Here is a 23,997-nt window from a genome sequence, read left to right on the forward strand (position 1 = left end):
AGGCGTCAACGCTGCAATGTGTGACGCGGAGCGTCACCAACTGCATTCCCACGCGGAGCGTGAGGAACGAGAAGTGTTCGGGAGAACACTTCCAGTGCCTACGCGCAGCGCGCCTTGTGTACAACCATCGACGGGAGTAAAACGACCATGCATTCAGACGCACTTTCCTGGGGCCACGGGCCTCGTCTGTTCGAAGTCTTCCTTGAGCCGACCTGCCCTTTTTCGGTCAAGGCCTTCTTCAAACTCGATGAGCTGCTGGCGCAGGCAGGAGAAGACAGGGTCACGGTCAAAATCCGCCTGCAATCGCAGCCCTGGCACATGTTTTCGGGTGTCATCGTGCGTTGCATTCTGGCGGCTGCGACCCTTGAAGGCGGTAAGCAAAGCGCCAAGGCGGTCATGACGGCGGTTGCGTCGCACCGTGAAGAATTCGAGTTCGAACACCATGCCACCGGCCCGAATATGGACGCAACGCCCAACGACATCATCGCGCGCATCGAGCGTTACAGCGGCCTGGCGCTGGCGGAGGCATTCGCCAATCCCGAGCTTGAGCAGGCTGTGAAATGGCACGCCAAATACGCTCGCCAGAACGGCATACACGTCTCGCCGACCTTCATGATCGACGGTCTTGTGCAGCCGGGCTTGAGCAGTGGCGACCCGGTATCGAAGTGGGTCGCGGAGATAGGTTGAGGGGCGGGCTCAAACCAGCGCATCGATCCGCTCATTGATCCACTCGCGGCTGCGCGCCAGCGCCTTGCGCGCCAACGTGGTCGGGAAGTGGATGAAGCCGTGCGGCGACTCGGGCATGAGGTGCATTTCGACCTCTGCCGAGTTGGCCCAGCGCTCGGCCATCTGCAGTGTGTCATCCAGCAGCGGGTCAATCTCTCCGACGAACATCAGTGCGGGCGGAAGGCCGGTCAAATCGCCATACAGCGGTGACAGCGGCGGCTCGCGGCGTTTATCGTCGCTTCGGTCGGGGGTAAGCGCGCGCATGGCGCCGACCATGCCCGGACCGTCCAGCACCAGCGTCTCGGGCCCTGCGGTACGCACGCTCATGGTGCCCGTCAGGTCGTAGACGCCGTAGTACAGGACCGTACCCACTATCCGCTCGAGCAGATCAGGTCGGTTTTTCAATTTCAGGAGGGTGGCTGCCGCAAGATGCCCGCCAGCGGATTCGCCGACCACGATAACCGGCAGGCCGGCAAACTCTTCGCAGTCTTTGCCCAACAGCCAGCAGGCGGCAGAAAAACAGTCCTCCATCAGGCCCTCGATGGGGGTTGTCACAGCAAGTCGGTAATCAACCGAAACAATGGCCACATCGCAAGCGTTGACCATGGCGACGTTGAGATCATCGTTCATCTGCGCGTTGCCGATCACCCATCCGCCGCCGTGGATGTCGAACACCACGCCCCGGGGTTTACCTTTGGGCCGGATGATGCGCACGGGCACCGGTACGTTATCCGAACTGACCGTTCTTTTCTCGATGCGCAGGTCATGCCCTCCCGGTTTCAGGGCGCTGCCGATCTGAGCTGCACGTAACAGCGCCTGAATCAGCCGGGGCGTGACGCGATTGCGAATCTGGAAACGCGGCATCCGCGAGAGGGTTTTATTGAACCGTCGTACTTCTACCAACTCCTGTTCACTGCAAGGCCAAAGCTGTTTTGTGTCCAATTTCTGCTCTCTTGTCAGGCTGACGTATGCGGGGGCGCGTAATTCGGTTTGCCCCCACCTGTAGCTGAGAGGCTTTTAGTCGTAGAACGGTTCAACGGATGCCCGACCGCCCACGAAAAAACTGTCCGCGACCAGCCGCAACGGTTGCAGGTCCAGGTCACTGGCTTTATCGCCGATCAGCTGTTGGAAGTGTCGATACACCGCTGCGTACTCGCCCTCCTCCGAAACAGCCTGGCGCACGCCATCGATACTCAACAGCGCACCGCCGTTGTCCAGGCGCAACGTGCCTTCGGCGCAGCAAATCTCGATGCTCCAGAGTTCGTCGTGACCATGATCGAAATCGAACTCGGCGCGAATATCGAGATGGCGCGTGTCGGACATCTTGATGGACGCGGCGATAGGCGACTGGCAATTGCTAGGCACGCGCAGTTCGGCAGATTCGACGAACAAGGGCAGTGGCAGCAGGTGGGTCACGATCGACAGGGCATTGATGCCCGGATCGAACACGCCCAGGCCACCGGGCTGCCAGATCCACGCCTGACCGGGGTGCCATTTGCGCACGTCTTCTTTCCAGTCGATCTGCACGCTCTGCAGGGTGCGGCTGCACAACCACTCACGCGCCGCTTCGATACCCTGCGCGTAACGCGAATGCCAGGCGAACAGACCGCTGACGCCCTGCTCTTGCACCTGGGCCACCAACGCCATCGCCTCACCCAGGGTCGCGCACGGCGGCTTCTCGACCAGCACGTGTTTGCCGGCCGCCAACGCCTCTTGCACCAGGGCAAAGCGACCTTGCGGGGGCGTACAGAACGCAATCGCGTCAACCTGCAGCCCGCTCGCAAGCAGTTCGCCCAGGGATTTGAAATTCTCTACCCCGGCGCACGGCTGGCCTTGCGTGGCCACGGCCACCAGCTCAAACGCAGGGTTGGCGTGGATCGCAGGGACGTGTTGATCCTGCGCAATCTTGCCGTAGCCCACCAGACCGAGACGAATCGGTTGCATACATGACTCCTGGGTTTTTGTAATTATCGTGCGACACAGTAAACCAGATGTTAATCGTGGTCGGTAAGAGGCATGGCGATGGAACTGTTTTCCTGGCCGGTCTCACATTCGATAATCTTCAGCGCCCGCTCAGGGCCCTGCGATTCTGCAGCTCAGAATGCTCCGCGTCCCATTGGGTTTAACTTCACGAGCGCAGAACCACGCCATCACTCAATAGTCTTAGCCTTGCAGTCATTGCCTTGTATAGTTGCCGTCTTCATCTCAGGAGCTTTCCATGCGCATTCCTTCTCGCTTGATCGGTGGCGTTCTGGTCGCCACGTTGCTGACTCAGATTTCCGCCTGCGGCAGTATTTTCTATCCTGATCGTCGTGGTCAGATCGATGGCAAGGTTGACCCGGCCATTGCGGCGCTGGATGCTTTTGCGCTGCTGTTCTATATCGTTCCGGGCGTGATTGCGTTTGCGGTGGACTTCGCCACTGGCGCGATCTATTACGGGCCCGGCGAGCACGCGCAGATCGATCCGCAGAAGCTGCAAAAAGCGCTCAAGGCTGACGGCAGCGTCGATAACACCAAGCTGCAAGCCATCATTGAAACCGAGCTGGGCCGTTCCCTGCCGTTGAACGATCCACGCCTGATCCAGCATAAAGGCAGCGTGGAACAACTGGCAGCACTGGGCCTGGTCCCTGCCGCCTGATATCGATCCCGTTCAAGGAAGCGTCATGAGCACCACTGCCGAACATTCCCGACTGCTGCGTCTGGCGACACGGGCCTCGCTGGCGGTTGCCACGACGCTGATCCTGGCCAAGGGCGTTGCCTGGTGGCTGAGCGGCTCGGTGAGCCTGCTGGCCGGTCTCACCGACTCGCTGCTGGATGGCGCAGCCTCGTTCCTCAACCTGCTGGCGGTGCACTATGCACTGAGGCCTGCCGATGACGATCATCGCTATGGTCACGGCAAGGCGGAAGCGCTGTCGGGCATGGCGCAGGCGTTGTTCATCACCGTCAGTGGTGTGCTGATTGCCGTTCAGGCGGTCGAGCGCATTCAGAACCCGGAACCGCTGGGCGCGCCGCTGCTGGGCATGGTCGTGATGGTGATTTCCATCGCGCTGACGATCGCACTGCTCACCCTGCAATACCGGGTGATCAAGGCGACCGGCTCGGCAGCGATCCGCGCTGATTCGCTGCACTACCGTTCAGACCTGCTGCTTAACGCCAGCATCCTGGTGGCGCTGACGCTGGCGTATTTCGGCTGGCAGCAGCTGGACGCGTATTTTGGTCTGGGCATCGCGCTGTATATTTTGTGGAGCGCCTTTCAAATCGCCCGCGAAACCATATCGGTGCTCATGGATGCGGAGTTGCCCGCCGATGTCAGCACTCAAATGCTGGCATTGGCATGCGAAGTGCCGGGCGTGCTCGGTGCGCATGATCTGCGTACACGAATCTCCGGCAATCACTGGTTTGTGCAGTTGCACCTGGAGCTGCCGGGCAGCCTGACGCTGTCGGTCGCCCACGCCATTTGTGATCAGGTGGCTGACGCCATTCACAAGCAATTCCCGAAGGCCGAGGTGCTGGTACACGCCGACCCTCAGGAAGTCGTCAAACAGGCCAGTGCCTGACCGATATCAGTTGACGGTGTAGCCCCGCCCCGCCAGGCACGCGCCCATTGAGCGACGATACAGATCGACCACGTCAGGCGGTGGCTGGCTGGTGACATTGGCCGGGTCGAAACCGCTTTGCTCCGCAGCCCAGCGGTAGCACTGGTATTTATCCAGCTCGACCTGCTGCGGGCTCTGCCCGTTGGCAGGGTAGGCCACCGGATCGTAGCCATTGCCCTGTTGTTCGGCCGGCGGAGCCTGATACACGGCTTCGTTCTGCGGCGGATTGACCACCACGTAGTCCTGGCTGTCCGGCTGGTAGGCGTAATAGGTCCCGGCAGCCAGAAACAGCAGGCTGCTGCCGATCCATACTTCCTGAGAGTAGGACGGTAGTCTGCTGACACGCACGCCGTAGGGCGGTGTCACCACGACATAACGCGGGCCTTGCGGGCGATACCAGTAGCCACCCGAGTAGTAATAGTCCTGACCACGATAGGGAATACGCGAGTAGCCACCCGGTACGCGATCTATCGCATAGCCAGGCCGATATTGCGGACCTGGCCCCCAGCCATTGCCGTGCCCGTCGGGACGCCCTTCCCAACGGTCATTCGGGCGACCGTTGCCGGCCTGCCAGTTGCGGTTGTTGCCGCGTGGAATGTCCTGGTAATAGCCCTGCCGCGGCGGCTGGGTTTGCCAAGCCTCTTTCGGGCCGCTCTGGATCGGCAGGTTGTCCTGAGCCTGGCGCAACTGCTGACGCTGCTGGTTTTGTTGCTGCTGAATCTGGCGCTGCTGATCGCGCTGTTGCTGCTCGATCTGCTGTTGCTGCTGGCGTTCGATGTTGCGCTGCTGAAGCTGCTGTTGCTGGATCTGCTGCTGTTGCTGACGCTCGACCTGACGCTGCTGATTCTGCTGCTCCTGAATCTGGCGTTGCTGATTGGTCTGCTGCTGGTTGATCTGCTGTTGCTGCTGACGCTCGACCTGGCGCAGCTGGTTTTGCTGCTGTTGGATCTGCCGCTGCTGGTTGTTCTGCTCTTGAGCACGCTGCTGTTGCTGCTGACGCTGCTGCGCGTTTTCACCAGGGCTGCCGTAAAGCGGATTGCGCGGTGGTTCATCACGTTCGTCGGCCAGCGCCTGAGCACCGATGCTCAGACACAACAGACTTACACCCGCAAACTGCCAGATGCCAGATTTCATGCTTTCCTCACTAGAGCGCGGGTTGACGTCATTAAGACTGTTTAAGCGTAGCGCCGTTCTGCGCACTTTATCAGCAGACAAAGAAAAGGGGACCAAATGGCCCCCTTGAGATACTTCGTCCTGGCGCAACGCTTTTGACGCTGGCTCACCTCATGCCGTCTTCTGGACAGTATGTAGCCCGGGGGCCTGACACACCCTGTCGGGTGGGAGGCCGCGACTGGCCTGATTCGGCGGGTCGCGCTGGACGCTGTGTCCGGGCAGTGATTCTGTTTAAAAGAATAGGCCTGAGGCTAAGGCAGAAGATTGCTAATATTGCGGATTAAAACATTACTTGCGCAATTTTTGACTTCAGATGAATAATCCAGCGCAATTGAATTGATAATGGGGTGCATCGTGAGCAAGCTCGACAGATACGACCTGAGCATTTTGGCTGAATTGCAACGGGACGCACGCATATCCAACCAGGAATTGGCCGAACGCATTGGTCTGTCGCCGTCACCCTGCTCGCGCCGGGTCAAGCAACTGGAAGACGACGGTTATATCGTGCGCCAGGTCGCCCTGCTGGATCGCAAGAAACTGGGTCTGAACCTGACAGCCTACGTGCTGATCGGCATGGACCGGCACACGCCCGAGCGCTTCGAGAATTTCGAGCAGCAGATCCGCAACCTGCCTCAGGTTCTGGAATGCAGCCTGGTGACCGGCATGGACGCGGACTATCAACTGAAAGTGGTGGTGCCGGACATGGATCACTATCAGAAACTGCTGTTGGGCCATCTGACCCGCATCGAAGGCGTGACCAGCGTCAAATCGAGCTTTGTGCTCAATCAAGTGCTGGCCAGCACCGAAATGCCGCTGACTCACCTGCGCAACTGAGCCAGCACCGGCTTCACAGTTTTGCGGCGACTTCCCTGTACTGGCCCTGATCCAGGCCCTCCAGCGTCCAGTCGCCAATCCTGACCCGCACCAGCCGCAGGGTCGGCAAGCCGACGGCAGCGGTCATGCGCCGCACCTGCCGATTACGCCCTTCCTTGATCACCAGCTCCAGCCAGCTTGTCGGCACGCTCTTGCGAAAGCGCACGGGCGGGTTGCGCGGCCAGAGTTGCGGTCCATCAAGCTGCCGCGCTTCGGCGGGCAAGGTCGGCCCGTCGTTGAGCTGAACACCGTCGCGCAGCTGCTGCAACTGCTCATCGCTCGGCTCGCCTTCGACCTGCACCCAGTAGGTCTTGGCCAGCTTGTGTTTCGGATCGGCAATGCGCGCCTGCAACTGGCCGTCGTTGGTCAGTAACAGCAATCCTTCGCTGTCGCGGTCCAGACGCCCGGCCGGATAGATGCCAGGGATCTTGATGAAGTCCTTGAGCGTGGCCCGCCCTTCCTCATCGCTGAACTGGGTCAGCACGTCGAAAGGTTTGTTGAACAGGATCAGCCTGGGCTCGGCCGGTGGTGCTTTGGCGACACGCCGGGCAGCACCTGCCGGTTTGGAGGCAGGACGGCGGGAAACGGGGCGTTGGGTGCGGGACATGAGAATTCGGCAATCGGCAAACAGAAAGGGCCACTTTAGTGGCCCTTCGTGCAAATACCAATCTATTAACGGCAAGCCATCAACGGAATGGCGGCTCGTCGAAGCTGCGCAATTTGCGTGAGTGCAGCGAGTTCAGCTCGGTGCGCAGCAGGTCCAGCGCAGCGATGCCGATCTTCAAGTGCTGGCTCACCGCACGTTCGTAGAACGCATTCGCCGAACCCGGCAGCTTGATTTCGCTGTGCAACGGCTTGTCGGATACGCACAGCAAGGTGCCGTAAGGCACACGCAGGCGATAACCCTGAGCGGCGATGGTGCCGCTTTCCATGTCGACCGCCACTGCGCGCGACAGGTTGATCAGCGGACGTTCCTGCGCCCAGCGCAGTTCCCAGTTACGGTCGTCATAGGTCAACACCGTGCCGGTGCGCAGGCGCTTCTTGAGCTCTTCGCCGCGTTCGCCGGTAATCTGCGCAGCCGACTCCTGCAGGGCCAGCTGCACTTCGGCCAGGGCCGGAATCGGGATATGCGGCGGCAGCACACGGTCGAGAATCCCGTCGCGACGCATGTAGGCGTGGGCCAGCACGTAATCGCCGATGGTCTGCGACTGACGCAGGCCACCGCAGTGACCGATCATCAGCCAGCAATGCGGACGCAGTACAGCGAGGTGATCGGTGATGTTCTTGGCATTGGACGGGCCGACACCGATGTTGACCAGCGTCACGCCATGACCGTCTTCGGCGATCAGGTGGTAGGCCGGCATCTGATAGCGGTGCCAGACCACGCTGGCGACGATGGCCTGGGCTTCGTCCTGGCCCATGCTCTTGTCGACTACCACGTTACCCGGCAGGACCATGCGCACGAAACGCGGGTCTTCGCGAAGCTTTTCCAGGCCGTGCAGAATGAACTGGTCGACATAGCGGTGATAGTTGGTCAGCAGAATCCACGGCTGTACGTGGCGCCAGTCGCTGCCGGTGTAATGCACCAGACGGCGCAGCGAGAAATCCACCCGCGCAGCGTCGAACAGCGCCAGTGGCAGCGGGTCGACATTGGCCCAGTCATACAGGCCGTCGGCAATGCCATCGGTGGCGGCCGACAGGTCGGTACTCGGGAACACCCGCGCCAGCGCCGCAGCGGTGACACCCGTGCCGGCCAGTTCATCGCCCTGCTCGACCACGTAAGGATAAGGAATGCTCTGCTCGCTCATGCCGACTTCGACCGTCACGGTGAAATCGTTCATAAGCGGAACGAGCTGTTCGAGCAGGTACTTTTTGAAGGCTTTGGGCTGCGTGACGGTAACGCTGTAGGTGCCCGGCAGCTGCACCTTGGCGTAGGCACGGGTGGTCACCGGTACTTCGCCCTGGCATTTGTAGATCAGGCGCAGTTCCGGGTAGCTGAATTGCGCGCGCTCTTCGGCGGTGGGTTCGACGCGGTCTTTCAGGTAGCGCTTGAGCGCCTGACTCAACGCACTGGTAGCGCGTTCATGCAGCTCGGCGAGCCGTTCTACAGCCTGCTCGGCGGTGTCGACAACAACAAAGGCTTGGGTCACGATTCATGTCCTGTCTGATCTTGCAGACGTGCATCGTAACGGGTTCGCGTGCTCATGCCACCTGCGGCGAGGACCTTTGCAGCAATGTTTCTACGTCAACGCCCGTGGGCAATGCGCCATACACCCGCCCGCCGGACGCTATCCGACCGGCAATGAAGCCGTCACTGACCGCCGCGTTACCCGCTTCCAGCAGCAGCTTGCCCTGCAAGGCGATGGCGATGTCTTCGGTCAACTGGCGGGCGCGATACTGAATGTCGCCGGTGTCCTGAAACGCGGCCTTGAGCGTGCCGATGTGCGCCGCCAGATGCCGGTCGCCATGCCCGTCGCCCAGCTCGTCGAACAGCGCATCGAGTGCGCCGGGCTCCTTGGACAGGGTTCGCAGCACGTCCAGGCATTGCACGTTGCCGGAGCCTTCCCATGTCGAGTTGACCGGCGCTTCGCGGTACAAGCGGGGCAGAATGCTGTCCTCGACATAACCGGCGCCGCCCAGGCACTCGGCGGCTTCGTTGATCATGGCCGGGGCGCGCTTGCAGATCCAGTATTTGCCCACTGCGGTGACCAGGCGCACAAAACGCTTTTCGTGATCATCATCCAGGTGGTCAAGCGCGCGCCCCATCCGCAGGGTCAGGGCCAGCGCGGCCTCGCTTTCCAGTGCCAGGTCAGCCAGCACGTTCTGCATCAACGGCTGCTCGGCGAGCAACCGGCCACTGACCGCACGGTGCGCGCAATGATGAGTCGCCTGAGTCAGCGCCTGACGCATCAGGGCACTGGAGCCGATCATGCAGTCGAAACGGGTCATGGCGACCATTTCGATGATGGTCGGCACGCCGCGCCCTTCTTCGCCGATCATCCACGCCAGCGCGCCGCGAAACTCAACCTCGCTGGAGGCGTTGGACCAGTTGCCGAGCTTGTTTTTCAGGCGCTGAATGTAGAACTCGTTACGCGTGTCGTCCGGCCGGTGGCGTGGCAGCAGAAAACAGCTGAGACCCTTGTCGGTCTGCGCCAGGGTCAGGAAGGCATCGCACATGGGTGCCGAGCAAAACCATTTATGCCCGACCAGTTCGTAGGCCTGGCCGGGGCCGCCGGCCCCCACCGAAAACGCACGCGTGGTATTGGCACGCACGTCGGTGCCGCCCTGCTTCTCGGTCATGGCCATGCCGATGGTCGCGCCACTCTTGTGCGCAATGCCCACGTTGCGCGGATCGTACTCAGTCGACAGCACCTTGGGCAGCCAGATTTCAGCCAGATCCGGCTGCAGCCTGAGCGCAGGCACGCTGGCAAAGGTCATGGTCAGCGGGCAGCCGCTGCCGGGCTCAGCCTGGGTGTGCAGATAGCTCATGGCCGCACGCGCCACGTGAGCACCGGGCTGCGGCTCGGTCCACGGCAACGACGGGATGCCATGCGCGATGGCCGTGCTCATCAACTGGTGATACGCCGGGTGGAATTCGACCAGGTCGATGCGATGCCCGTAGCGGTCATGGCTGGCAAACTCGGGCCTGTGCTGGTTGGCCAGGAAGCCCGCCGCCATCAGCGGACCTCCTGCCAGCGCACCATAGGCGTCGATACGCGGCTGCGCCCAACCTGCACCGAATCGGCTGCTCCACTCCTGAAGGGGCACGTCGATACGGTAAAGGTTTGCCCCGTCCAGCGGCGGCGGTTGATTGGTGACTTCGTGGGTTTCGGCGAATTGATTCAGGTTCATGAGTCATCTCCTGCCTGCATACACACGCAATGTGCACACAGTGAATCACGCACCCGGCCCTCGCAAAAGTACCGCAGCCGCCTAACGGTCGGCGCTTTAAGCTGATGGCGCTATAAGGCCGCTTATATGCCCCATTGAGCCTTGAGTTCAGGCGCCCTGCGCACTGCGCCCGGTACGACCATCAGCATCGGGACACTCAGCGTAAAACAGCTGCCTTTGCCGGGTTCGGAACGATGACTCAGCTCGCCGCCCTGCAACTCGATCAGTTTCCGGCAGATCGCCAGACCGATGCCCAGCCCACCGTACTCACGGGTCATGGAGCCGTCGACCTGAAAGAAATGCTGATACAGCCCGGCTTCGTCAAGGCAGCTCAAACCGATACCGCTGTCCATCACTTCGACCCGCAGGTACAGGCGCTCCAGGTCTTGCGGATGGCCACTGAAACGCACCTGCACTGCGCCTTTTCGGGTGAATTTGATCGCGTTGTCCACCAGGCACTCGATGCACTGGTAGAGCTTGCCCGCGTCACCACGAAGGCTCGGCGGCAGTTTATCGTCCAGATCGAGCGTCAATATCAGGCCCTTGGACTGAGCCGCACCGCAGAAGCGTTCACGCAGCCTGTCGGCCAGATCCTTGGGCGAAAACGCCTCGCAGTCGGCATACAGCACCCCAGCCTGCAGCTCGGTGAGGGTCAGGATGCCGTTGATCATGCTCATCATGTCGCGTGCCGAACTGGCGGCGGTTTGCTGATACATCTCGACTTCGTCGTCCATGTCGAGCGTCTGCATGACTTCCAGCGACCCGATCACGCCGTTCATCGGCGTGCGCAGCTCATGGGTGAGCGTGGCCAGGAACTCATCCTTCAGCCGGTTGCTGTTGGCCAGTTGCTGGTTGAGACGCTCCAGATCCTGACCGGCAGCCAGCAAGGTTTGCGCCTGCTGCCTGCGGGCGTGGTTGATACGGTCGGCCAACGCCATCGACAGGAACGCCATTTCCAGCACCGTGCCGATGTGCGAGGCGTACATGGTCAGGAAGGTATTAGGCAGATAGCCAAGCAGCATCAAGCCGAAGATCAGTCCGCTGACCATGAACACCGACCAGGCGAGCACAAAATAGCGCCCGACCCGCTCGCCTTTGATGACCGCAACGATACCCGCCAGATAGATCGTCAGGGCGCCTGCCATGACCAGTTGAGCGGCGCCGCGCAAGGCTGGCCCGTAGCTGAGGAACAAGGCCATACCCATGACCAGAACGGCAGCGCCGATGACCGCCAGCAACAGCCGGTCCAGCCAGCGGCTCAGTTGTGCCGTGCCCAGGAAGCTGCGCGAAAACTGGCACGCAAATAACGTCGCCAGCGATATCAGGAAGGGGGTCGACGCATTCGCCCACCACGGGCTGTCAGGCCACAGGTATTCGATCGCAACGCCGTTGATCGACATCTGGTAAAGCCCGAACGAGGCGACGTACAGCAGGTAATACAGGTAATCCACCTCACGAACGCTGAGGTAGATGAACAGGTTGTAGACCAGCATGCCCAGCAGCACGCCGTAGATCAGACCGAAGACGTAAATCTTGGTGGGCTGCGCATCCATATAGGCATGGGTGGACCAGAGGTAGAGCGGTGCCTGAACAGCGCCTTCGCTGCGAATACGCATGTACAGGGTTCGCGTCTGGCCAGGCGGCAGGTCCAGCTGGAAGAGGTAGTTGTTCTGGGCGAACTGACGGCTGGAGAACGGCAGCATATCGCCGGTATGCCAGGCGCGAGTGGGCTGCCCGTCGGCATCCGGGCCGTAGAAGTCAATGTGGTCCATTGGCGGATAGGCCAGTTCCAGCAGCCAGTCGTTATGGATGCTGGCATCCGTGGGGCGATAGGTCAGCTCGACCTTCAGCCAGAAGGCAGAACGCGAATAACCGGCGTTGAAGGTTCCGGGAGGCACGGGCTTAAAGGCACTGGCATGAGCGGCAGCGCTGACGCTTTCGATGGTCGCCTCGCCGGTGGGGTCCTCGAATACCTGAATGGCACGGCCCAGCGGCAGAAAACGAGTGTTTTCATCAAACTCGACTGCATGACTCTGCAACGGCAGCCAAAGAGCCAGAATGATCAACAGATAGCGCATTGAAGCCCCAAGGTAGGTCGTCGCGTTCAATCCATCCATTGATTACGACGTCCCGCAAATTTCTATCCTTGAAACAGGCTAATGATTCAAACACACCATTGAACGTGCACATGTACCGGCAGACATCAGTAAAAGCCCGAGCCGTCACTCGTCAGCCTTGCCACTCAAGCATAGCCGCTAATAGCTGAAAGACAGTATCGCGATCAAGATCAAGGCAATAGCTCTATATCGGTGACTGCAGAGCAAACATGAGTACTTTTTAAGGTTTTGTCGAGCCTGCCGTCGTCGCCGACTGACCTCGATCCGCAAGAAAAAACCGGCCCCCCGAGCGGCCCGCGAAAGGTTTAGTGATAAGCTCGCGCACCATGAATATCTATAGCTCCCGCCCCGTAGTCCTTTGCCTGTCCGGCCACGACCCTAGTGGCGGTGCCGGTATGCAGGCCGATATAGAAGCCCTGCTCGCCCAAGGCTGCCATGCCGCTCCGGTCATTACCGCGCTTACGGTGCAAGACACTGTCAATGTCAGTGATTTCCGCGTGCTGGATCGCGAATGGGTGATGGCGCAAGCCAATGCAGTCCTCAACGATTCGAGCGTAGCAGCTGTCAAGCTGGGCATGCTCGGCTCACTGGACATGGTCGATACGGTCGTCGATCTGCTTCTGGCTCACCCGCACTTGCCCATGGTCTGTGATCCGGTGTTACGCGCTGGCGGCGGCGGCAGACTGGGCAAGGACGAGGTCGGCTACGCCATGCGCGAACGCCTGTTGCCACTGTCGACCATCGCCACGCCGAACCTTCCGGAAGCCCGCATTCTTGCCGAGCTGCCCGAAGGTACTGCGGATGAGTGCGCTGACAAACTACTGCCGTTTTGTGAATATCTGTTGATCACTGGCGGTCATGGTGATGAACAGCAAATCCATAACCGCCTGTACCTGCGCGGCGGCCAGACCCACACCTTCGTCTGCGAACGTCTGCCCGGTAGCTATCACGGTTCCGGCTGCACCCTGGCCAGCGCACTGGCCGGGCGGATCGCCCAGGGGCAGGAGCTGGTCAGCGCGGTGAAGTCGGCACTCGACTACACCTGGCGAACGCTGAGGGATGCCGAACAGTTGGGCCGGGGGCAATTCGTGCCACGTCGGCTGCCGCTGGATTTTTGCTCGTAACACATCGCCATGAGGGTCGATTCATGAAACTGCGTGGCCTGTATGCCATCACCGACAGCCAGTTGCTGTCCGGAAAATTTCTGTCGTACGTCGAAGCGGCACTGGACGGCGGCGTGACGCTGCTGCAATACCGCGACAAGAACAGTGACGAGTCCCGCCGTCTGCGCGAAGCGACCGAACTGCTCAAGCTCTGCGAACGCTACAAGACCCGGCTGATCATCAACGATGACGCTGAACTGGCTGCGCGGCTGGGGGTGGGCGTGCACCTGGGGCAGTCCGACGGCTCGCTGCCCGATGCCCGCGCCCTGCTCGGGCACAAGGCGATTGTCGGGGCTACTTGTCATGGCCGCGTGGAACTGGCCGAGCAAGCCAAGGCTGACGGCGCGACGTACGTGGCATTTGGCAGGTTCTTCAACTCCCTGACCAAACCCGGCGCCCCGGCCGTGCCGCTGGACCTGATCGCTCAGGTGCGTGCCAGGGTCCACCTGCCGATTGCGGTGATTGGCGGCATTACCCTGGAGAACGCACCGCAACTGGTCGAACACGGGGCCGACCTGCTCGCCGTGGTGCACGGCCTGTTCGGCGCTGAAAATACTCAGGAAGTGACGCGCCGGGCGAAAGCTTTCACGGCGCTGCTGTAGAGCCCAATCACTGTGGGCGCGAGCCGGGCGACGCTTCGCTTGCTCGCGAAGGCGATGGTTTAGACCCGCTATTTTCGGGGCCTGCATTGCCCCCTTCGCGAGCAAGCTCGCTCCCACAAGTACGTGGATCCTCATTCGCAGCCGCGCTTCATTTGATATAGTGCGCGTTCCTGCGCCTTCTCTGGCTCATGCCACCCAATAAAGCAGCCCACCCTGAAGCTGCCCGCCTCGGCTGACCCCAGCGTAGACACGAATTCCCCGCTTCAAAGCAGAGACCCGATCATGTCCCGTTCCGAAACACTGTTCGCCAACGCCCAAAAACACATCCCCGGTGGCGTCAATTCGCCGGTTCGCGCCTTCAAGAGCGTGGGTGGCACGCCGCTGTTCTTCAAGCACGCTGCGGGCGCCTACGTGACTGACGAAGACGACAAGCGTTATGTGGATTACGTCGGCTCCTGGGGCCCGATGATTCTTGGCCATAGCCATCCCGACGTGCTCGACGCCGTGCGCAGCCAGTTGGAACACGGCTTGTCCTACGGCGCACCGACGGCCATGGAAACCGAAATGGCCGACCTGGTCTGCGAACTGGTGCCGTCCATGGAAATGGTCCGCATGGTCAGCTCGGGCACTGAAGCAACCATGAGCGCGATCCGCCTCGCGCGCGGCTTCACCGGCCGCGACAGCATCCTCAAGTTCGAAGGCTGCTACCACGGTCACTCCGACAGCCTGCTGGTCAAGGCCGGCTCCGGCGCACTGACCCTGGGCGTGCCCAGCTCGCCTGGCGTACCTGCAGCATTCGCGAAACACACCCTGACCGTGCCCTTCAACAACCTCGACGCCGTGCGTGACCTGCTGGCCGAAGTGGGTCAGGAAGTGGCATGCATCATCGTCGAACCCGTGGCCGGCAACATGAACTGTGTGCCGCCTGCGCCTGGCTACCTGCAAGGGCTGCGCGAGCTGTGCGACGAGCACGGCGTGGTGCTGATTTTCGATGAAGTGATGACCGGTTTTCGCGTAGCCCTCGGCGGCGCACAGGCTTACTACGGCGTGACGCCCGACCTGAGCACCTTCGGCAAGATCATCGGTGGCGGCATGCCGGTCGGCTGCTTTGGCGGCAAACGCGAAATCATGTCGCACATCGCACCGCTCGGCCCGGTCTATCAGGCCGGCACTCTGTCGGGCAACCCGCTGGCGATGGCGGCCGGCCTCACCACGCTGCGCCTGATCAGCCGTCCCGGCTTTCACGATGAACTGAGCGACTACACCCGCCGCCTGCTCGAAGGTCTGCAACAGCGCGCCGATGCAGCCGGTATTCCGTTCGTGACGACCCAGGCCGGCGGCATGTTCGGCCTGTATTTCAGCGAAGCCGACGAAATCGTCACGTTTGAAGACGTGATGACCAGTGACTCCGAGCGCTTCAAGCGTTTCTTCCACCTGATGCTGGACGGCGGCGTGTACCTCGCGCCAAGCGCCTTCGAAGCGGGTTTCACCTCAATCGCCCATGGTGATGCCGAGTTGAAACTGACCCTGGATGCCGCAGAAAAGGCATTCGCTGCGCTGAAATAAGCTCCTCAGGCACCACTCGCGCAGGGTGTCAGTGAACCGGCGCGAGTGATGACTGCAAATGAAACTGAACGTTAAGTATGCATTTTGCTTCTACAATGCACTGCGAACGCTGCATATACACGCTGACAACAACCCTGTTTCAGGTAATCCGCCCGTAAAGAAGGGTGTTTTCAGGCCGTGCAGCAGAAAATCCGTAAAGACTTTGTAAGGTTGGCTCTGCTTATTTCATAATGCGCAGCCAGCACGTTTAGCTGGTCGGGCATGCCCGCACCTTTTTCAGAGGTAAGTCGACTCCCATGAACCGCACCGGCCGCACCCTTGTATTGGGCTGCCTGTTGCTTGTCTATCCCCTGCTGGCAACTGCCGGCGGCAACTCGTTGTTAGTACCGGCGATGGGTCGTTGCACCCTCAATACCCAGCCAGAGAACCTGCCTGCAGCGCTTGAAGCCTGCCAGCAGGCCGCCAAGGGTGGGGACGCGCAGGCACAGTACGAGTTGGGTGAGTTCTATTACGAGGGCAAAAATGCACCTCGCGATTTGCCGCAGGCGCTGAATTATTTCGAGCAGGCTTCACTGCAGGGCCATGCCCAGGCGCAGTACCAGCTGGGCTTGATGTTCAGCCGTGGCGAAGGTGTGCAGGCCAACAACATTCAGGCGTACATCGTGCTGAAGATGGCCGCGGTCAACGGTTCGGAAGAGGCGCTGGACGCTGCCGACGAAGTGTCGGCGAAGATGCCGCGTGACGAGCTCGAAGTGGCCACTCAGGTACTGGGGCAGATTTTCCGCAAATACCTGCTTGAACTGCAGACCGCCGAAGGGCGCAGTCCTTTCTCTCCGTTGCCCTGATCAGGAATCTTTCAGGGCAGTCGCGATGCAAACCTGCAACGCTTACTTTTCCGGCATCGGCATGGGGAACGGCATTACATTGCTGGTACCGCGCGCCTCGCTGATCTTCGGCGTGCCCATGCGTTCGACTTCATCGATGCGCACAATCGAGTGCATCGGCACAAAACTGCGCACCACGCCTTCGAACTGGGCCTTGAGCTTCTCTTCGCTGGGGTCCACCACCACGGTCGTGCGCTCGCCGAAGACGAATTCTTCAACTTCCAGAAAGCCCCACAGATCACTTTGGTAGATCTGCTTGGCGTACATCTCGAACACCTGTCCCTGGTTGAGGAAAATCACCTTGTAGATTGGAGCTTCGCGTTTGGTCATAACGGGCGGGTAACGATCAGAGATGAAAAAGGGGCACGGACTATAGCATGTCCGCCCGCCTCGTCGGACAGCCAACGCTAGGAACCCGAGCCCTTCATCCTTATAATGCGCGGTTCACTGACACGGTTGATCATCACGCATGGCCAAAAAGCTTTATATCGAAACCCACGGTTGCCAGATGAACGAGTACGACAGCTCGCGCATGGTCGACCTGCTGGGCGAACATCAGGCCCTGGAAGTCACCGCTCGCGCGGAAGACGCCGACGTGATCCTGCTCAATACCTGCTCGATTCGTGAGCGCGCCCAGGACCGGGTGTATTCCCAGCTCGGCCGCTGGCGTGAGCTGAAGCTGGCCAATCCGGAAATGGTCATCGCCGTCGGTGGCTGCGTGGCCAGCCAGGAAGGCGCAGCCATTCGCGATCGCGCACCCTATGTGGACGTGGTGTTCGGCCCGCAGACCCTGCACCGCCTGCCGGAAATGATCGACGCCGCACGCGTGACCCGCTTGCCGCAGGTCGACGTCTCGTTCCCGGAAATCGAAAAGTTCGACCATTTGCCCGAGCCACGCGTCGATGGCCCGAGTGCTTATGTGTCGGTGATGGAAGGCTGCAGCAAATACTGCACCTTCTGCGTGGTGCCCTACACCCGTGGCGAGGAAGTCAGTCGTCCGTTCGACGACGTGCTGAGTGAAGTCATCCACCTGGCCGAAAACGGCGTGCGTGAAGTCACTCTGCTGGGGCAGAACGTCAACGGTTATCGCGGCACCACCCACGACGGCCGCGTTGCAGACCTGGCGGACCTGATCCGCGTGGTCGCCGCCGTCGATGGCATCGACCGCATTCGCTACACCACCTCGCACCCGCTGGAATTTTCCGACAGCCTGATCCAGGCCCACGCGGAAGTGCCGGAGCTGGTCAAACACCTGCATTTGCCTGTGCAATCGGGTTCCGACCGCATCCTGGCGGCGATGAAGCGCAACCACACCACGCTGGAATACAAGTCCCGCTTGCGCAAGCTCAGGGCCGCAGTGCCGGGCATCAGTATCAGTTCCGACTTCATCGTCGGCTTCCCCGGCGAGACCGAAAAGGATTTCGACAACACCATGAAGTTGATCGAGGACGTGGGTTTCGACTTCTCGTTCTCGTTCGTCTACAGCCCGCGTCCGGGAACGCCCGCCGCGGACCTCAAGGACGACACGCCGGAAGCCCTGAAAAAAGAGCGACTGGCCGCGCTGCAACATCGTCTGAACCAGCAGGGTTTCGAGATCAGCCGACAGATGGTCGGCAGCATCCAGCGCATTCTGGTAACCGACTACTCGAAGAAAGACCCGGGCGAACTGCAGGGGCGCACCGAGAACAACCGGATTGTCAATTTTCGCTGCGACAACCCCAAATTGATCGGGCAGTTTGCCGATGTACACATCGATGATGCACAGCCTCACTCATTGCGCGGCTCGCTGCTACAGTAAAACCTGAGTGTCGGCGCAGAAACGAATCGCCGAATGAATTCGTTTCTGCGCGGTCCCTACCATTGAGCACGGTGAAATCCCTAGCGCGGCCTTTAACAAGGCAAAGCTTTCGCACAACCAGCGCTAGGGTTATTCTTCAATACATCTCAATTGCCGCCGGACGGCCATTAAACGACCTTGAACGCACCCATAGAACCTCATCGCTTCACCCTCGAGCCTTTCGAGGCCCATCGTTTCGCCAACCTGTGCGGGCAACTCGACGAGCACTTGCGCCTGATCGAGCAACGCCTGGACATCGAGATCCGCAATCGCGGTAATCAATTCGAGCTCATTGGCGACCCCAAACAAAGTCATTCCGCCGAGAACCTGCTGCGCCGTCTGTACCGGGAAACCAAAGGTACCGAACTGACGCCGGACATGGTCCACCTGTTTCTCCAGGAATCGGGTGTGGACGGCCTCGACAACCACCCTGCCGCCGAAGTCGGCGTCTCGCTGCGCACCAAAAAGGGCATGATTCGCCCGCGCGGCCTGAACCAGCAGCGTTACGTCAAGGAAGTCCTCAGCAACGATATCAACTTCGGCATCGGCCCGGCGGGTACCGGCAAGACCTACCTGGCGGTGGCCTGTGCGGTGGATGCACTGGAGCGCGAGCAGATTCGACGCATCCTGCTGGTGCGCCCGGCGGTCGAGGCTGGCGAGAAGCTGGGCTTCCTGCCCGGCGATCTGGCGCAGAAGATCGACCCGTACCTGCGCCCGCTGTATGACGCGCTGTACGAGATGCTCGGTTTCGAATACGTCGCCAAGCTGATCGAGAAGCAGGTCATTGAAGTGGCACCGCTGGCTTACATGCGCGGACGCACCCTTAATAACAGCTTCATCATTCTCGACGAAAGTCAGAACACCACCGTCGAGCAGATGAAGATGTTCCTGACCCGTATCGGCTTCGGCTCCACGGCCGTGATCACCGGCGACATCACCCAGGTCGACCTGCCCAAAGGCACTCGCTCCGGGCTGACGCATGTCATCGATGTGCTCAAGGACGTGCCGGGCATCAGCTTCACGCATTTCAAACCCAAGGATGTGGTTCGCCACCCGCTGGTGCAGCGCATCGTCGAAGCCTACGAGCGTTTCGACGACCGCCTCAGCGATGGTCCGTCGGGCAACAACAGTTACCCACGGGACAAACACCGCGATGCTTGAGCTGGACCTGCAGGTTGCAAGCGAGACCAGCGCCCCTGACGAAGCCCGATTCCGCCTCTGGTGTGAAATGGGCTTGCGTCAGCGCAGTGCCGACTCCGAGCTGACTATCCGCCTGGTTGACGAAACCGAAGGCCGTGAGCTCAATAACACCTGGCGACACAAAAATTACGCAACAAACGTGCTTTCATTCCCGGCGGACGTTCCAGACGACATGCTGGACATCCCGTTGCTGGGCGATCTGGTCATCTGCGTTCCGGTCGTCAACCGTGAAGCCGTTGAACAGGGCAAGTCCGTCGACGCGCACTGGGCGCACATGGTCATTCATGGCTGCCTGCATCTGTTGGGTTACGACCACATCGATGATGAAGAAGCCGAAGAAATGGAAGCACTGGAACGAACGTTGCTTGAGGAGCTGGGCTATCCCGATCCTTACGCCGACGACGAAAGTGCCGACCCTCCCCATTCAGACACACCAAGCAAGGACCACGAGTAAGGGCTATGAGCGAAGACCGATCGAGCAACGGGCAAAAGTCATGGTTGGGTAAACTGACCCAGGCCTTTGTCCATGAGCCGAAAAACCGCCAGGAGCTGCTTGAGCTGCTGCGCGAAGCCCACCAGAACAAACTGCTGGACAGCGAAGCGCTGGCCATCGTCGAGGGCGCCATTCAAGTGGCTGACCTGCAAGTGCGCGACATCATGGTGCCGCGCTCGCAGATGATCAGCATCAAGGCGACCCAGACACCCCGTGAATTTCTGCCGGCGGTCATCGATGCTGCGCACTCGCGCTATCCGGTGATCGGCGAGAGCCACGATGACGTGCTCGGTGTGCTGCTGGCCAAGGATCTGCTGCCGCTGATCCTCAAGGCCGACGGCGACAGTGATGACGTCAAGAAGCTGCTGCGTCCGGCCACCTTCGTGCCCGAATCCAAGCGTCTCAACGTGCTGCTGCGCGAATTTCGCGCCAACCACAACCACATGGCCATCGTCATTGACGAATACGGCGGCGTGGCAGGTCTGGTGACCATCGAAGACGTGCTGGAACAGATCGTCGGCGACATCGAAGACGAGCATGACGTCGAGGAAGACAGCTACATCAAACCGCTGCCCAGCGGCGACTTCCTGGTCAAGGCCCTTACGCCGGTCGAGAATTTCAACGAATTCTTCGACAGCACGTTCTCGGACGACGAGTTCGACACCGTGGGCGGTCTGGTGATGAATGCCTTCGGCCATCTGCCCAAGCGCAACGAAATCACTGAAATCGGTGCTTATCGTTTCCGCATCCTGAGCGCTGACAGCCGTCGCATTCATTTGCTGCGCGTGACGCCCATTTCACGTCCGTAAACACTTGATGCTGCTTTAAGGAATCTACATGCGCTGGATAACCCGCCCCGGCTGGCCCGGTAACCTGCTGGCCCTGGCGGCTGGCGGGCTCACGACTCTGGCCCTGGCGCCTTTCGACCTCTGGCCTCTGGTGCTGGTGGCAGTGGCGATGTTCTATCTGGGCCTGCGCGACCTGAACCCGCGCCAGGCACTGGCCCGCGGCTGGTGCTACGGCTTCGGTCTGTACGGCGCTGGCACCAGCTGGATCTACGTCAGCATTCACACCTACGGCGGCGCGTCTGTACTGCTGGCCGGGCTGCTGATGCTGCTGTTCATCGCCGCCATTGCCCTGTTCTTTGCCCTGCCCGCCTGGGTCTGGGCGCGCTGGCTGCGTCGCAATGAGGCACCGCTGGCTGATGCGCTGGCCTTCGCAGCCCTGTGGCTGTGGCAGGAAGCGTTTCGCGGCTGGTTTCTCACCGGTTTCCCGTGGCTCTATTCCGGCTACAGTCAGCTCGACGGTCCACTGGCCGGGCTCGCCCCCGTCGGCGGCGTATGGCTGATTTCGTTCTCGCTGGCGATGACTGCTGCACTGTTGTGCAACCTGCACCGCCTGCGTGAACGCAAATCGTTTCTGGCCATGGGCGTGGTGCTGTTGCTGGCCCCGTGGGTGACAGGCCTGGCCCTCAAGGGGCACGCCTGGACATCGCCGTCCGGCGCGCCACTGAAAGTCGCGGCGATGCAGGGCAACGTCGAACAAAGCATGAAGTGGGACCCGCAAAAGCTCAACGATCAGCTGGCCCTGTACCGCGACATGACTTTCCGTTCGCAGCAGGCAGACCTGATCGTCTGGCCGGAAACCGCCGTGCCGGTGCTCAAGGAAAGCGCAGAAGGCTATCTGTCGATGATGGGCAAGTTCGCTTCGGACCGCGGCGCGGCACTGATCACCGGCGTACCGGTGCGCGAACCGACCGGGCGCGGTGAGTACCGCTATTACAACGGCATCACGGTCACAGGTCAGGGTGACGGCACCTACTACAAGCAGAAACTTGTGCCGTTCGGTGAGTACGTGCCGCTGCAGGACCTGCTGCGCGGGCTGATTTCCTTCTTCGATCTGCCAATGTCGGACTTCGCGCGCGGCCCGAACGATCAGGCGTTATTGCAGGCCAAGGGTTATCACATCGCGCCGTTCATCTGCTACGAAGTGGTCTATCCGGAGTTCGCCGCAAGCCTGTCGGCGCAAAGCGACCTGCTGCTGACGGTCAGCAACGACACCTGGTTCGGCACCTCGATAGGCCCTCTGCAACACTTGCAAATGGCCCAGATGCGCGCCCTTGAAGCGGGTCGCTGGATGATCCGCGCCACCAACAACGGCGTGACCGCGCTGATCGACCCGTTCGGCCAAATCACCGAGCAGATTCCGCAGTTCGAACGCGGCGTGCTGTACGGCGAAGTAGTGCCGATGCATGAACTCACGCCGTATCTGCACTGGCGCTCGTGGCCGCTGGCAATTGTCTGCCTGCTGCTGTTTGGCTGGGCATTGATGGCGGCACGGATTTCCAAGACCGTCTGACTGCACGAAGCCGGTTTCATCTGCCTGCAGGTGGAATCGGCTTCAGATGGTCACTGCTTCAGATGATCGTTACCCCTTCCGATAGATCCACGGATACACCAGCAAGCCTGCGGCTTCATTGAGCAGCATCCCGCTCTGCGTGAACACGCGACTTTCAGGCAGCCAGCCACCAAAAGGCCGAGCGTTGTCGACCCCCAGAAAGCCGACCGGCGCACCCACCACCGTGAAACCCGCCTGCTCGAAGCACCAGCGTGCCCGCGGCATGTGCCAGGCCTGAGTCACCAGCACCACGCGCTTGATACCTTGCGGCTGCAGAATCGCGGCGCTCATGGTTGCGTTTTCCCATGTGGTGCGGCTCAGCCCCTCCTGCCAGCGCACCGTCACGGCAAAATCGTCCTGCAGCGACTGCGCCATGATCGCCGCCTCGCTGGGCGGCTGGTCAAAATGCAGGCCGCCAGAGGTCAGTATTGGCAGTCCGGATTCTTTCGCCAATCGCGCCGCCAGACGCAGGCGCTCCAGCCCAAGACCAGTGGGCGTGTCTGTGCCCCAGGTCGGAGAGTTGCGCTCACGCCCATTGCCCAGCACCACAATGGCATCCACCTGCTGCGCCAGCATCGCCCATCGCTGTTGCGGCAAGGGCGGGATCTGCTCCAGTCTACGAGCGGCGAACTCTACGGCGACCGGCAGACTCATCAGCCACATTCCGCCAAGGCCGACCGCAAAGAACGCCGTCGCCAGACGTGGCCGGGAGCGACGCAACCACCAGCCGAGGATCAGCAGGACAAACAGAATGCCGGGCGGCAAAAGGAGGGTTTTGAACAGGTAACGCAAGGGCATCGGGACATCTCCATGAGTGCCCGCAGCCTAGAATGTTTGCAGGCACGCGACAATGCCTGGAGCAGGAAGCCGATGATAGCCAGGCCCTTGGCCTGCGCGCGCAGGCAGGCGTGCAATTGCCTAAGTGTTACGGCCCAGCCGTACTGACGCCTTGGCTCGTCGCCGATCCTTCAGCCACACGATCGTGGCTGACGCTCGGGGCAACCGGCCATGCTCCGCAGCAACCACACCGTTGCCCGTAAACGTGTCCACGACAGCTGCGCCTGCGTCCCCGCTACCTTTTTCGAGATAGGCCTCGATCAACTGGAACTCGGCGCGGCTCAACCCCTTGAGCTCAAGCTCGGCAGGCGACTCGTTTCGGAGCCGGACCGAGGTACTCGCCGTCTCGAGTGCAAGTCCGAGACGGTCGATCAGGCGCCCATACAGCCTGGATAGACTTACAACATGCTGCAACTCTGTCATCCGCTCACCTCATCGAAGATAAATCATCACCCTCGCGTTTGAGCTTAGCGCTGCTGCAAGAACCGGCATGGAACTACGACCAACGGCCAGATAAGGTTGTCGGCCGGGCGTTGAGCCCACACGGGGACGCAATCAGGGTTTCCCTCGATAGACGGCCCTCATGTATGCTACTGCGCTTCCTGTAATTCCACTTCCGCGCTCTTGAGCCCGAACGCACCG

24 protein-coding genes are annotated in these 23,997 nt (G+C 60.8%); 14 read left to right on the plus strand and 10 right to left on the minus strand.

The annotated features are described in order from the left end of the window. Positions 1 to 147 precede the first annotated feature (147 nt). Positions 148 to 687, plus strand: coding sequence for a DsbA family protein (locus tag KUIN1_RS22720; RefSeq protein ID WP_003399841.1), 540 nt, complete (start codon positions 148 to 150; stop codon positions 685 to 687). A 9-nt stretch (positions 688 to 696) separates the two neighbouring features. On the opposite strand, the gene KUIN1_RS22725 is transcribed toward KUIN1_RS22720, so the two are convergent. Both KUIN1_RS22725 and KUIN1_RS22730 read right to left on the minus strand, forming a co-directional pair. Continuing rightward, the gene (locus tag KUIN1_RS22725) at positions 697 to 1,668 is read right to left on the minus strand and encodes an alpha/beta hydrolase (protein ID WP_024642079.1); all 972 of its coding nucleotides are present in this window, start codon (positions 1,666 to 1,668) and stop codon (positions 697 to 699) included. A gap of 75 nt (positions 1,669 to 1,743) precedes the next feature. Continuing rightward, a complete protein-coding gene (locus KUIN1_RS22730; protein ID WP_024639399.1) occupies positions 1,744 to 2,670 on the minus strand; it encodes a Gfo/Idh/MocA family protein in 927 nt (308 codons plus the stop codon). A 274-nt stretch (positions 2,671 to 2,944) separates the two neighbouring features. Between KUIN1_RS22730 and KUIN1_RS22735 the strand changes: the two genes are divergently transcribed. Next, positions 2,945 to 3,364: a hypothetical protein gene (locus KUIN1_RS22735; RefSeq protein WP_003340868.1), complete on the plus strand. Its 420-nt coding sequence runs from the start codon at positions 2,945 to 2,947 to the stop codon at positions 3,362 to 3,364. 25 nt (positions 3,365 to 3,389) lie between these two features. Further along, a complete protein-coding gene (locus KUIN1_RS22740) occupies positions 3,390 to 4,283 on the plus strand; it encodes a cation diffusion facilitator family transporter (RefSeq protein ID WP_003399832.1) in 894 nt (297 codons plus the stop codon). 6 nt (positions 4,284 to 4,289) lie between these two features. On the opposite strand, the gene KUIN1_RS27750 is transcribed toward KUIN1_RS22740, so the two are convergent. Beyond that, the gene (locus KUIN1_RS27750; RefSeq protein ID WP_003399830.1) at positions 4,290 to 5,009 is read right to left on the minus strand and encodes a DUF6515 family protein; all 720 of its coding nucleotides are present in this window, start codon (positions 5,007 to 5,009) and stop codon (positions 4,290 to 4,292) included. Between KUIN1_RS27750 and KUIN1_RS28135 the strand changes: the two genes are divergently transcribed. Further along, positions 4,953 to 5,501 carry a hypothetical protein gene (locus tag KUIN1_RS28135; protein ID WP_370661156.1) on the plus strand — a complete coding sequence of 183 codons (549 nt, stop codon included), beginning with the start codon at positions 4,953 to 4,955 and terminating at the stop codon, positions 5,499 to 5,501. The two genes, KUIN1_RS27750 and KUIN1_RS28135, sit on opposite strands and share 57 nt — an antisense overlap. 348 nt (positions 5,502 to 5,849) lie before the next feature. Then, a complete protein-coding gene (locus KUIN1_RS22750) occupies positions 5,850 to 6,329 on the plus strand; it encodes an Lrp/AsnC family transcriptional regulator (RefSeq protein ID WP_002555305.1) in 480 nt (159 codons plus the stop codon). A 13-nt stretch (positions 6,330 to 6,342) separates the two neighbouring features. Here KUIN1_RS22750 and KUIN1_RS22755 read toward each other — a convergent pair whose 3' ends face one another. The 4 genes from KUIN1_RS22755 to KUIN1_RS22770 all read right to left on the minus strand — a co-directional run bounded on the left by KUIN1_RS22755 (position 6,343) and on the right by KUIN1_RS22770 (position 12,337). Then, positions 6,343 to 6,975: a pseudouridine synthase gene (locus KUIN1_RS22755; RefSeq protein ID WP_054092225.1), complete on the minus strand. Its 633-nt coding sequence runs from the start codon at positions 6,973 to 6,975 to the stop codon at positions 6,343 to 6,345. 79 nt (positions 6,976 to 7,054) lie between these two features. Further along, complete coding sequence (gene amn / locus KUIN1_RS22760; RefSeq protein WP_003399822.1) at positions 7,055 to 8,518, minus strand: AMP nucleosidase; 1,464 nt, start codon at positions 8,516 to 8,518, stop codon at positions 7,055 to 7,057. A gap of 52 nt (positions 8,519 to 8,570) precedes the next feature. Next, positions 8,571 to 10,220 carry an acyl-CoA dehydrogenase family protein gene (locus KUIN1_RS22765; RefSeq protein ID WP_058399322.1) on the minus strand — a complete coding sequence of 550 codons (1,650 nt, stop codon included), beginning with the start codon at positions 10,218 to 10,220 and terminating at the stop codon, positions 8,571 to 8,573. A 122-nt stretch (positions 10,221 to 10,342) separates the two neighbouring features. Next, on the minus strand, positions 10,343 to 12,337 hold the full coding sequence (locus KUIN1_RS22770; protein WP_162885987.1) for a sensor histidine kinase: 1,995 nt from the start codon (positions 12,335 to 12,337) through the stop codon (positions 10,343 to 10,345). Between the two features lie 365 nt (positions 12,338 to 12,702). Here KUIN1_RS22770 and KUIN1_RS22775 point away from each other — a divergent pair, with 365 nt between their 5' ends. The 4 genes from KUIN1_RS22775 (at position 12,703) to KUIN1_RS22795 (ending at position 16,552) form a co-directional block, all read left to right on the plus strand. After that, positions 12,703 to 13,500, plus strand: coding sequence for a hydroxymethylpyrimidine/phosphomethylpyrimidine kinase (locus tag KUIN1_RS22775; protein WP_024639405.1), 798 nt, complete (start codon positions 12,703 to 12,705; stop codon positions 13,498 to 13,500). Positions 13,501 to 13,523: 23 nt separating this feature from the next. Beyond that, a complete protein-coding gene (gene thiE, locus KUIN1_RS22780; protein WP_003368782.1) occupies positions 13,524 to 14,141 on the plus strand; it encodes a thiamine phosphate synthase in 618 nt (205 codons plus the stop codon). A gap of 282 nt (positions 14,142 to 14,423) precedes the next feature. Beyond that, the gene (hemL, locus tag KUIN1_RS22790) at positions 14,424 to 15,707 is read left to right on the plus strand and encodes a glutamate-1-semialdehyde 2,1-aminomutase (RefSeq protein WP_003399812.1); all 1,284 of its coding nucleotides are present in this window, start codon (positions 14,424 to 14,426) and stop codon (positions 15,705 to 15,707) included. Positions 15,708 to 16,003: 296 nt separating this feature from the next. After that, a complete protein-coding gene (locus KUIN1_RS22795) occupies positions 16,004 to 16,552 on the plus strand; it encodes a tetratricopeptide repeat protein (protein WP_003399809.1) in 549 nt (182 codons plus the stop codon). 42 nt (positions 16,553 to 16,594) lie between these two features. Here KUIN1_RS22795 and KUIN1_RS22800 read toward each other — a convergent pair whose 3' ends face one another. Further along, positions 16,595 to 16,921 carry a DUF1820 family protein gene (locus tag KUIN1_RS22800; RefSeq protein WP_003313868.1) on the minus strand — a complete coding sequence of 109 codons (327 nt, stop codon included), beginning with the start codon at positions 16,919 to 16,921 and terminating at the stop codon, positions 16,595 to 16,597. 139 nt (positions 16,922 to 17,060) lie between these two features. On the opposite strand from KUIN1_RS22800, the gene miaB reads away from it, so the two are divergent. The 5 genes from miaB to lnt all read left to right on the plus strand — a co-directional run bounded on the left by miaB (position 17,061) and on the right by lnt (position 22,479). After that, a complete protein-coding gene (gene miaB, locus KUIN1_RS22805) occupies positions 17,061 to 18,389 on the plus strand; it encodes a tRNA (N6-isopentenyl adenosine(37)-C2)-methylthiotransferase MiaB (protein WP_003368786.1) in 1,329 nt (442 codons plus the stop codon). A 177-nt stretch (positions 18,390 to 18,566) separates the two neighbouring features. Continuing rightward, entirely contained in the window at positions 18,567 to 19,589 is a 1,023-nt protein-coding gene (locus KUIN1_RS22810) for a PhoH family protein (RefSeq protein WP_003399802.1), read from the plus strand. Then, positions 19,582 to 20,082, plus strand: coding sequence for an rRNA maturation RNase YbeY (ybeY, locus tag KUIN1_RS22815; RefSeq protein ID WP_103713210.1), 501 nt, complete (start codon positions 19,582 to 19,584; stop codon positions 20,080 to 20,082). Before KUIN1_RS22810 ends, ybeY begins: the two co-directional genes overlap by 8 nt. A 5-nt stretch (positions 20,083 to 20,087) precedes the next feature. Next, positions 20,088 to 20,930, plus strand: coding sequence for an HlyC/CorC family transporter (locus KUIN1_RS22820; RefSeq protein WP_003368790.1), 843 nt, complete (start codon positions 20,088 to 20,090; stop codon positions 20,928 to 20,930). 28 nt (positions 20,931 to 20,958) lie between these two features. Next, a complete protein-coding gene (gene lnt / locus KUIN1_RS22825; RefSeq protein ID WP_024643052.1) occupies positions 20,959 to 22,479 on the plus strand; it encodes an apolipoprotein N-acyltransferase in 1,521 nt (506 codons plus the stop codon). A gap of 69 nt (positions 22,480 to 22,548) precedes the next feature. Here the strand turns inward: lnt and KUIN1_RS22830 are convergent, their stop codons facing one another. Then, positions 22,549 to 23,316, minus strand: a complete 768-nt coding sequence (locus tag KUIN1_RS22830; RefSeq protein WP_152092310.1) for a YdcF family protein — start codon at positions 23,314 to 23,316, stop codon at positions 22,549 to 22,551. A gap of 120 nt (positions 23,317 to 23,436) precedes the next feature. Continuing rightward, the gene (locus tag KUIN1_RS22835; protein ID WP_024651243.1) at positions 23,437 to 23,778 is read right to left on the minus strand and encodes a hypothetical protein; all 342 of its coding nucleotides are present in this window, start codon (positions 23,776 to 23,778) and stop codon (positions 23,437 to 23,439) included. Between the last annotated feature and the right edge of the window lie 219 nt (positions 23,779 to 23,997).

This window comes from Pseudomonas sp. KUIN-1, from assembly GCF_009176725.1.
Taxonomy (GTDB): Bacteria; Pseudomonadota; Gammaproteobacteria; order Pseudomonadales; family Pseudomonadaceae; genus Aquipseudomonas; species Aquipseudomonas fragariae.

What these genes read in the sequence shown, in the direction of transcription:
- KUIN1_RS22720 (WP_003399841.1), top strand. Translation starts at nt 148, where the DNA reads ATGCATTCAGACGCACTTTCCTGGGGCCACGGGCCTCGTCTGTTCGAA.
- KUIN1_RS22730 (WP_024639399.1), bottom strand. Translation starts at nt 2,670, where the DNA reads ATGCAACCGATTCGTCTCGGTCTGGTGGGCTACGGCAAGATTGCGCAG.
- KUIN1_RS22735 (WP_003340868.1), top strand. Translation starts at nt 2,945, where the DNA reads ATGCGCATTCCTTCTCGCTTGATCGGTGGCGTTCTGGTCGCCACGTTG.
- KUIN1_RS22740 (WP_003399832.1), top strand. Translation starts at nt 3,390, where the DNA reads ATGAGCACCACTGCCGAACATTCCCGACTGCTGCGTCTGGCGACACGG.
- KUIN1_RS22755 (WP_054092225.1), bottom strand. Translation starts at nt 6,975, where the DNA reads ATGTCCCGCACCCAACGCCCCGTTTCCCGCCGTCCTGCCTCCAAACCG.
- KUIN1_RS22765 (WP_058399322.1), bottom strand. Translation starts at nt 10,220, where the DNA reads ATGAACCTGAATCAATTCGCCGAAACCCACGAAGTCACCAATCAACCG.
- KUIN1_RS22770 (WP_162885987.1), bottom strand. Translation starts at nt 12,337, where the DNA reads ATGCGCTATCTGTTGATCATTCTGGCTCTTTGGCTGCCGTTGCAGAGT.
- KUIN1_RS22775 (WP_024639405.1), top strand. Translation starts at nt 12,703, where the DNA reads ATGAATATCTATAGCTCCCGCCCCGTAGTCCTTTGCCTGTCCGGCCAC.
- thiE (WP_003368782.1), top strand. Translation starts at nt 13,524, where the DNA reads ATGAAACTGCGTGGCCTGTATGCCATCACCGACAGCCAGTTGCTGTCC.
- hemL (WP_003399812.1), top strand. Translation starts at nt 14,424, where the DNA reads ATGTCCCGTTCCGAAACACTGTTCGCCAACGCCCAAAAACACATCCCC.
- KUIN1_RS22795 (WP_003399809.1), top strand. Translation starts at nt 16,004, where the DNA reads ATGAACCGCACCGGCCGCACCCTTGTATTGGGCTGCCTGTTGCTTGTC.
- KUIN1_RS22800 (WP_003313868.1), bottom strand. Translation starts at nt 16,921, where the DNA reads ATGACCAAACGCGAAGCTCCAATCTACAAGGTGATTTTCCTCAACCAG.
- miaB (WP_003368786.1), top strand. Translation starts at nt 17,061, where the DNA reads ATGGCCAAAAAGCTTTATATCGAAACCCACGGTTGCCAGATGAACGAG.
- ybeY (WP_103713210.1), top strand. Translation starts at nt 19,582, where the DNA reads ATGCTTGAGCTGGACCTGCAGGTTGCAAGCGAGACCAGCGCCCCTGAC.
- KUIN1_RS22820 (WP_003368790.1), top strand. Translation starts at nt 20,088, where the DNA reads ATGAGCGAAGACCGATCGAGCAACGGGCAAAAGTCATGGTTGGGTAAA.
- lnt (WP_024643052.1), top strand. Translation starts at nt 20,959, where the DNA reads ATGCGCTGGATAACCCGCCCCGGCTGGCCCGGTAACCTGCTGGCCCTG.
- KUIN1_RS22830 (WP_152092310.1), bottom strand. Translation starts at nt 23,316, where the DNA reads ATGCCCTTGCGTTACCTGTTCAAAACCCTCCTTTTGCCGCCCGGCATT.
- KUIN1_RS22835 (WP_024651243.1), bottom strand. Translation starts at nt 23,778, where the DNA reads ATGACAGAGTTGCAGCATGTTGTAAGTCTATCCAGGCTGTATGGGCGC.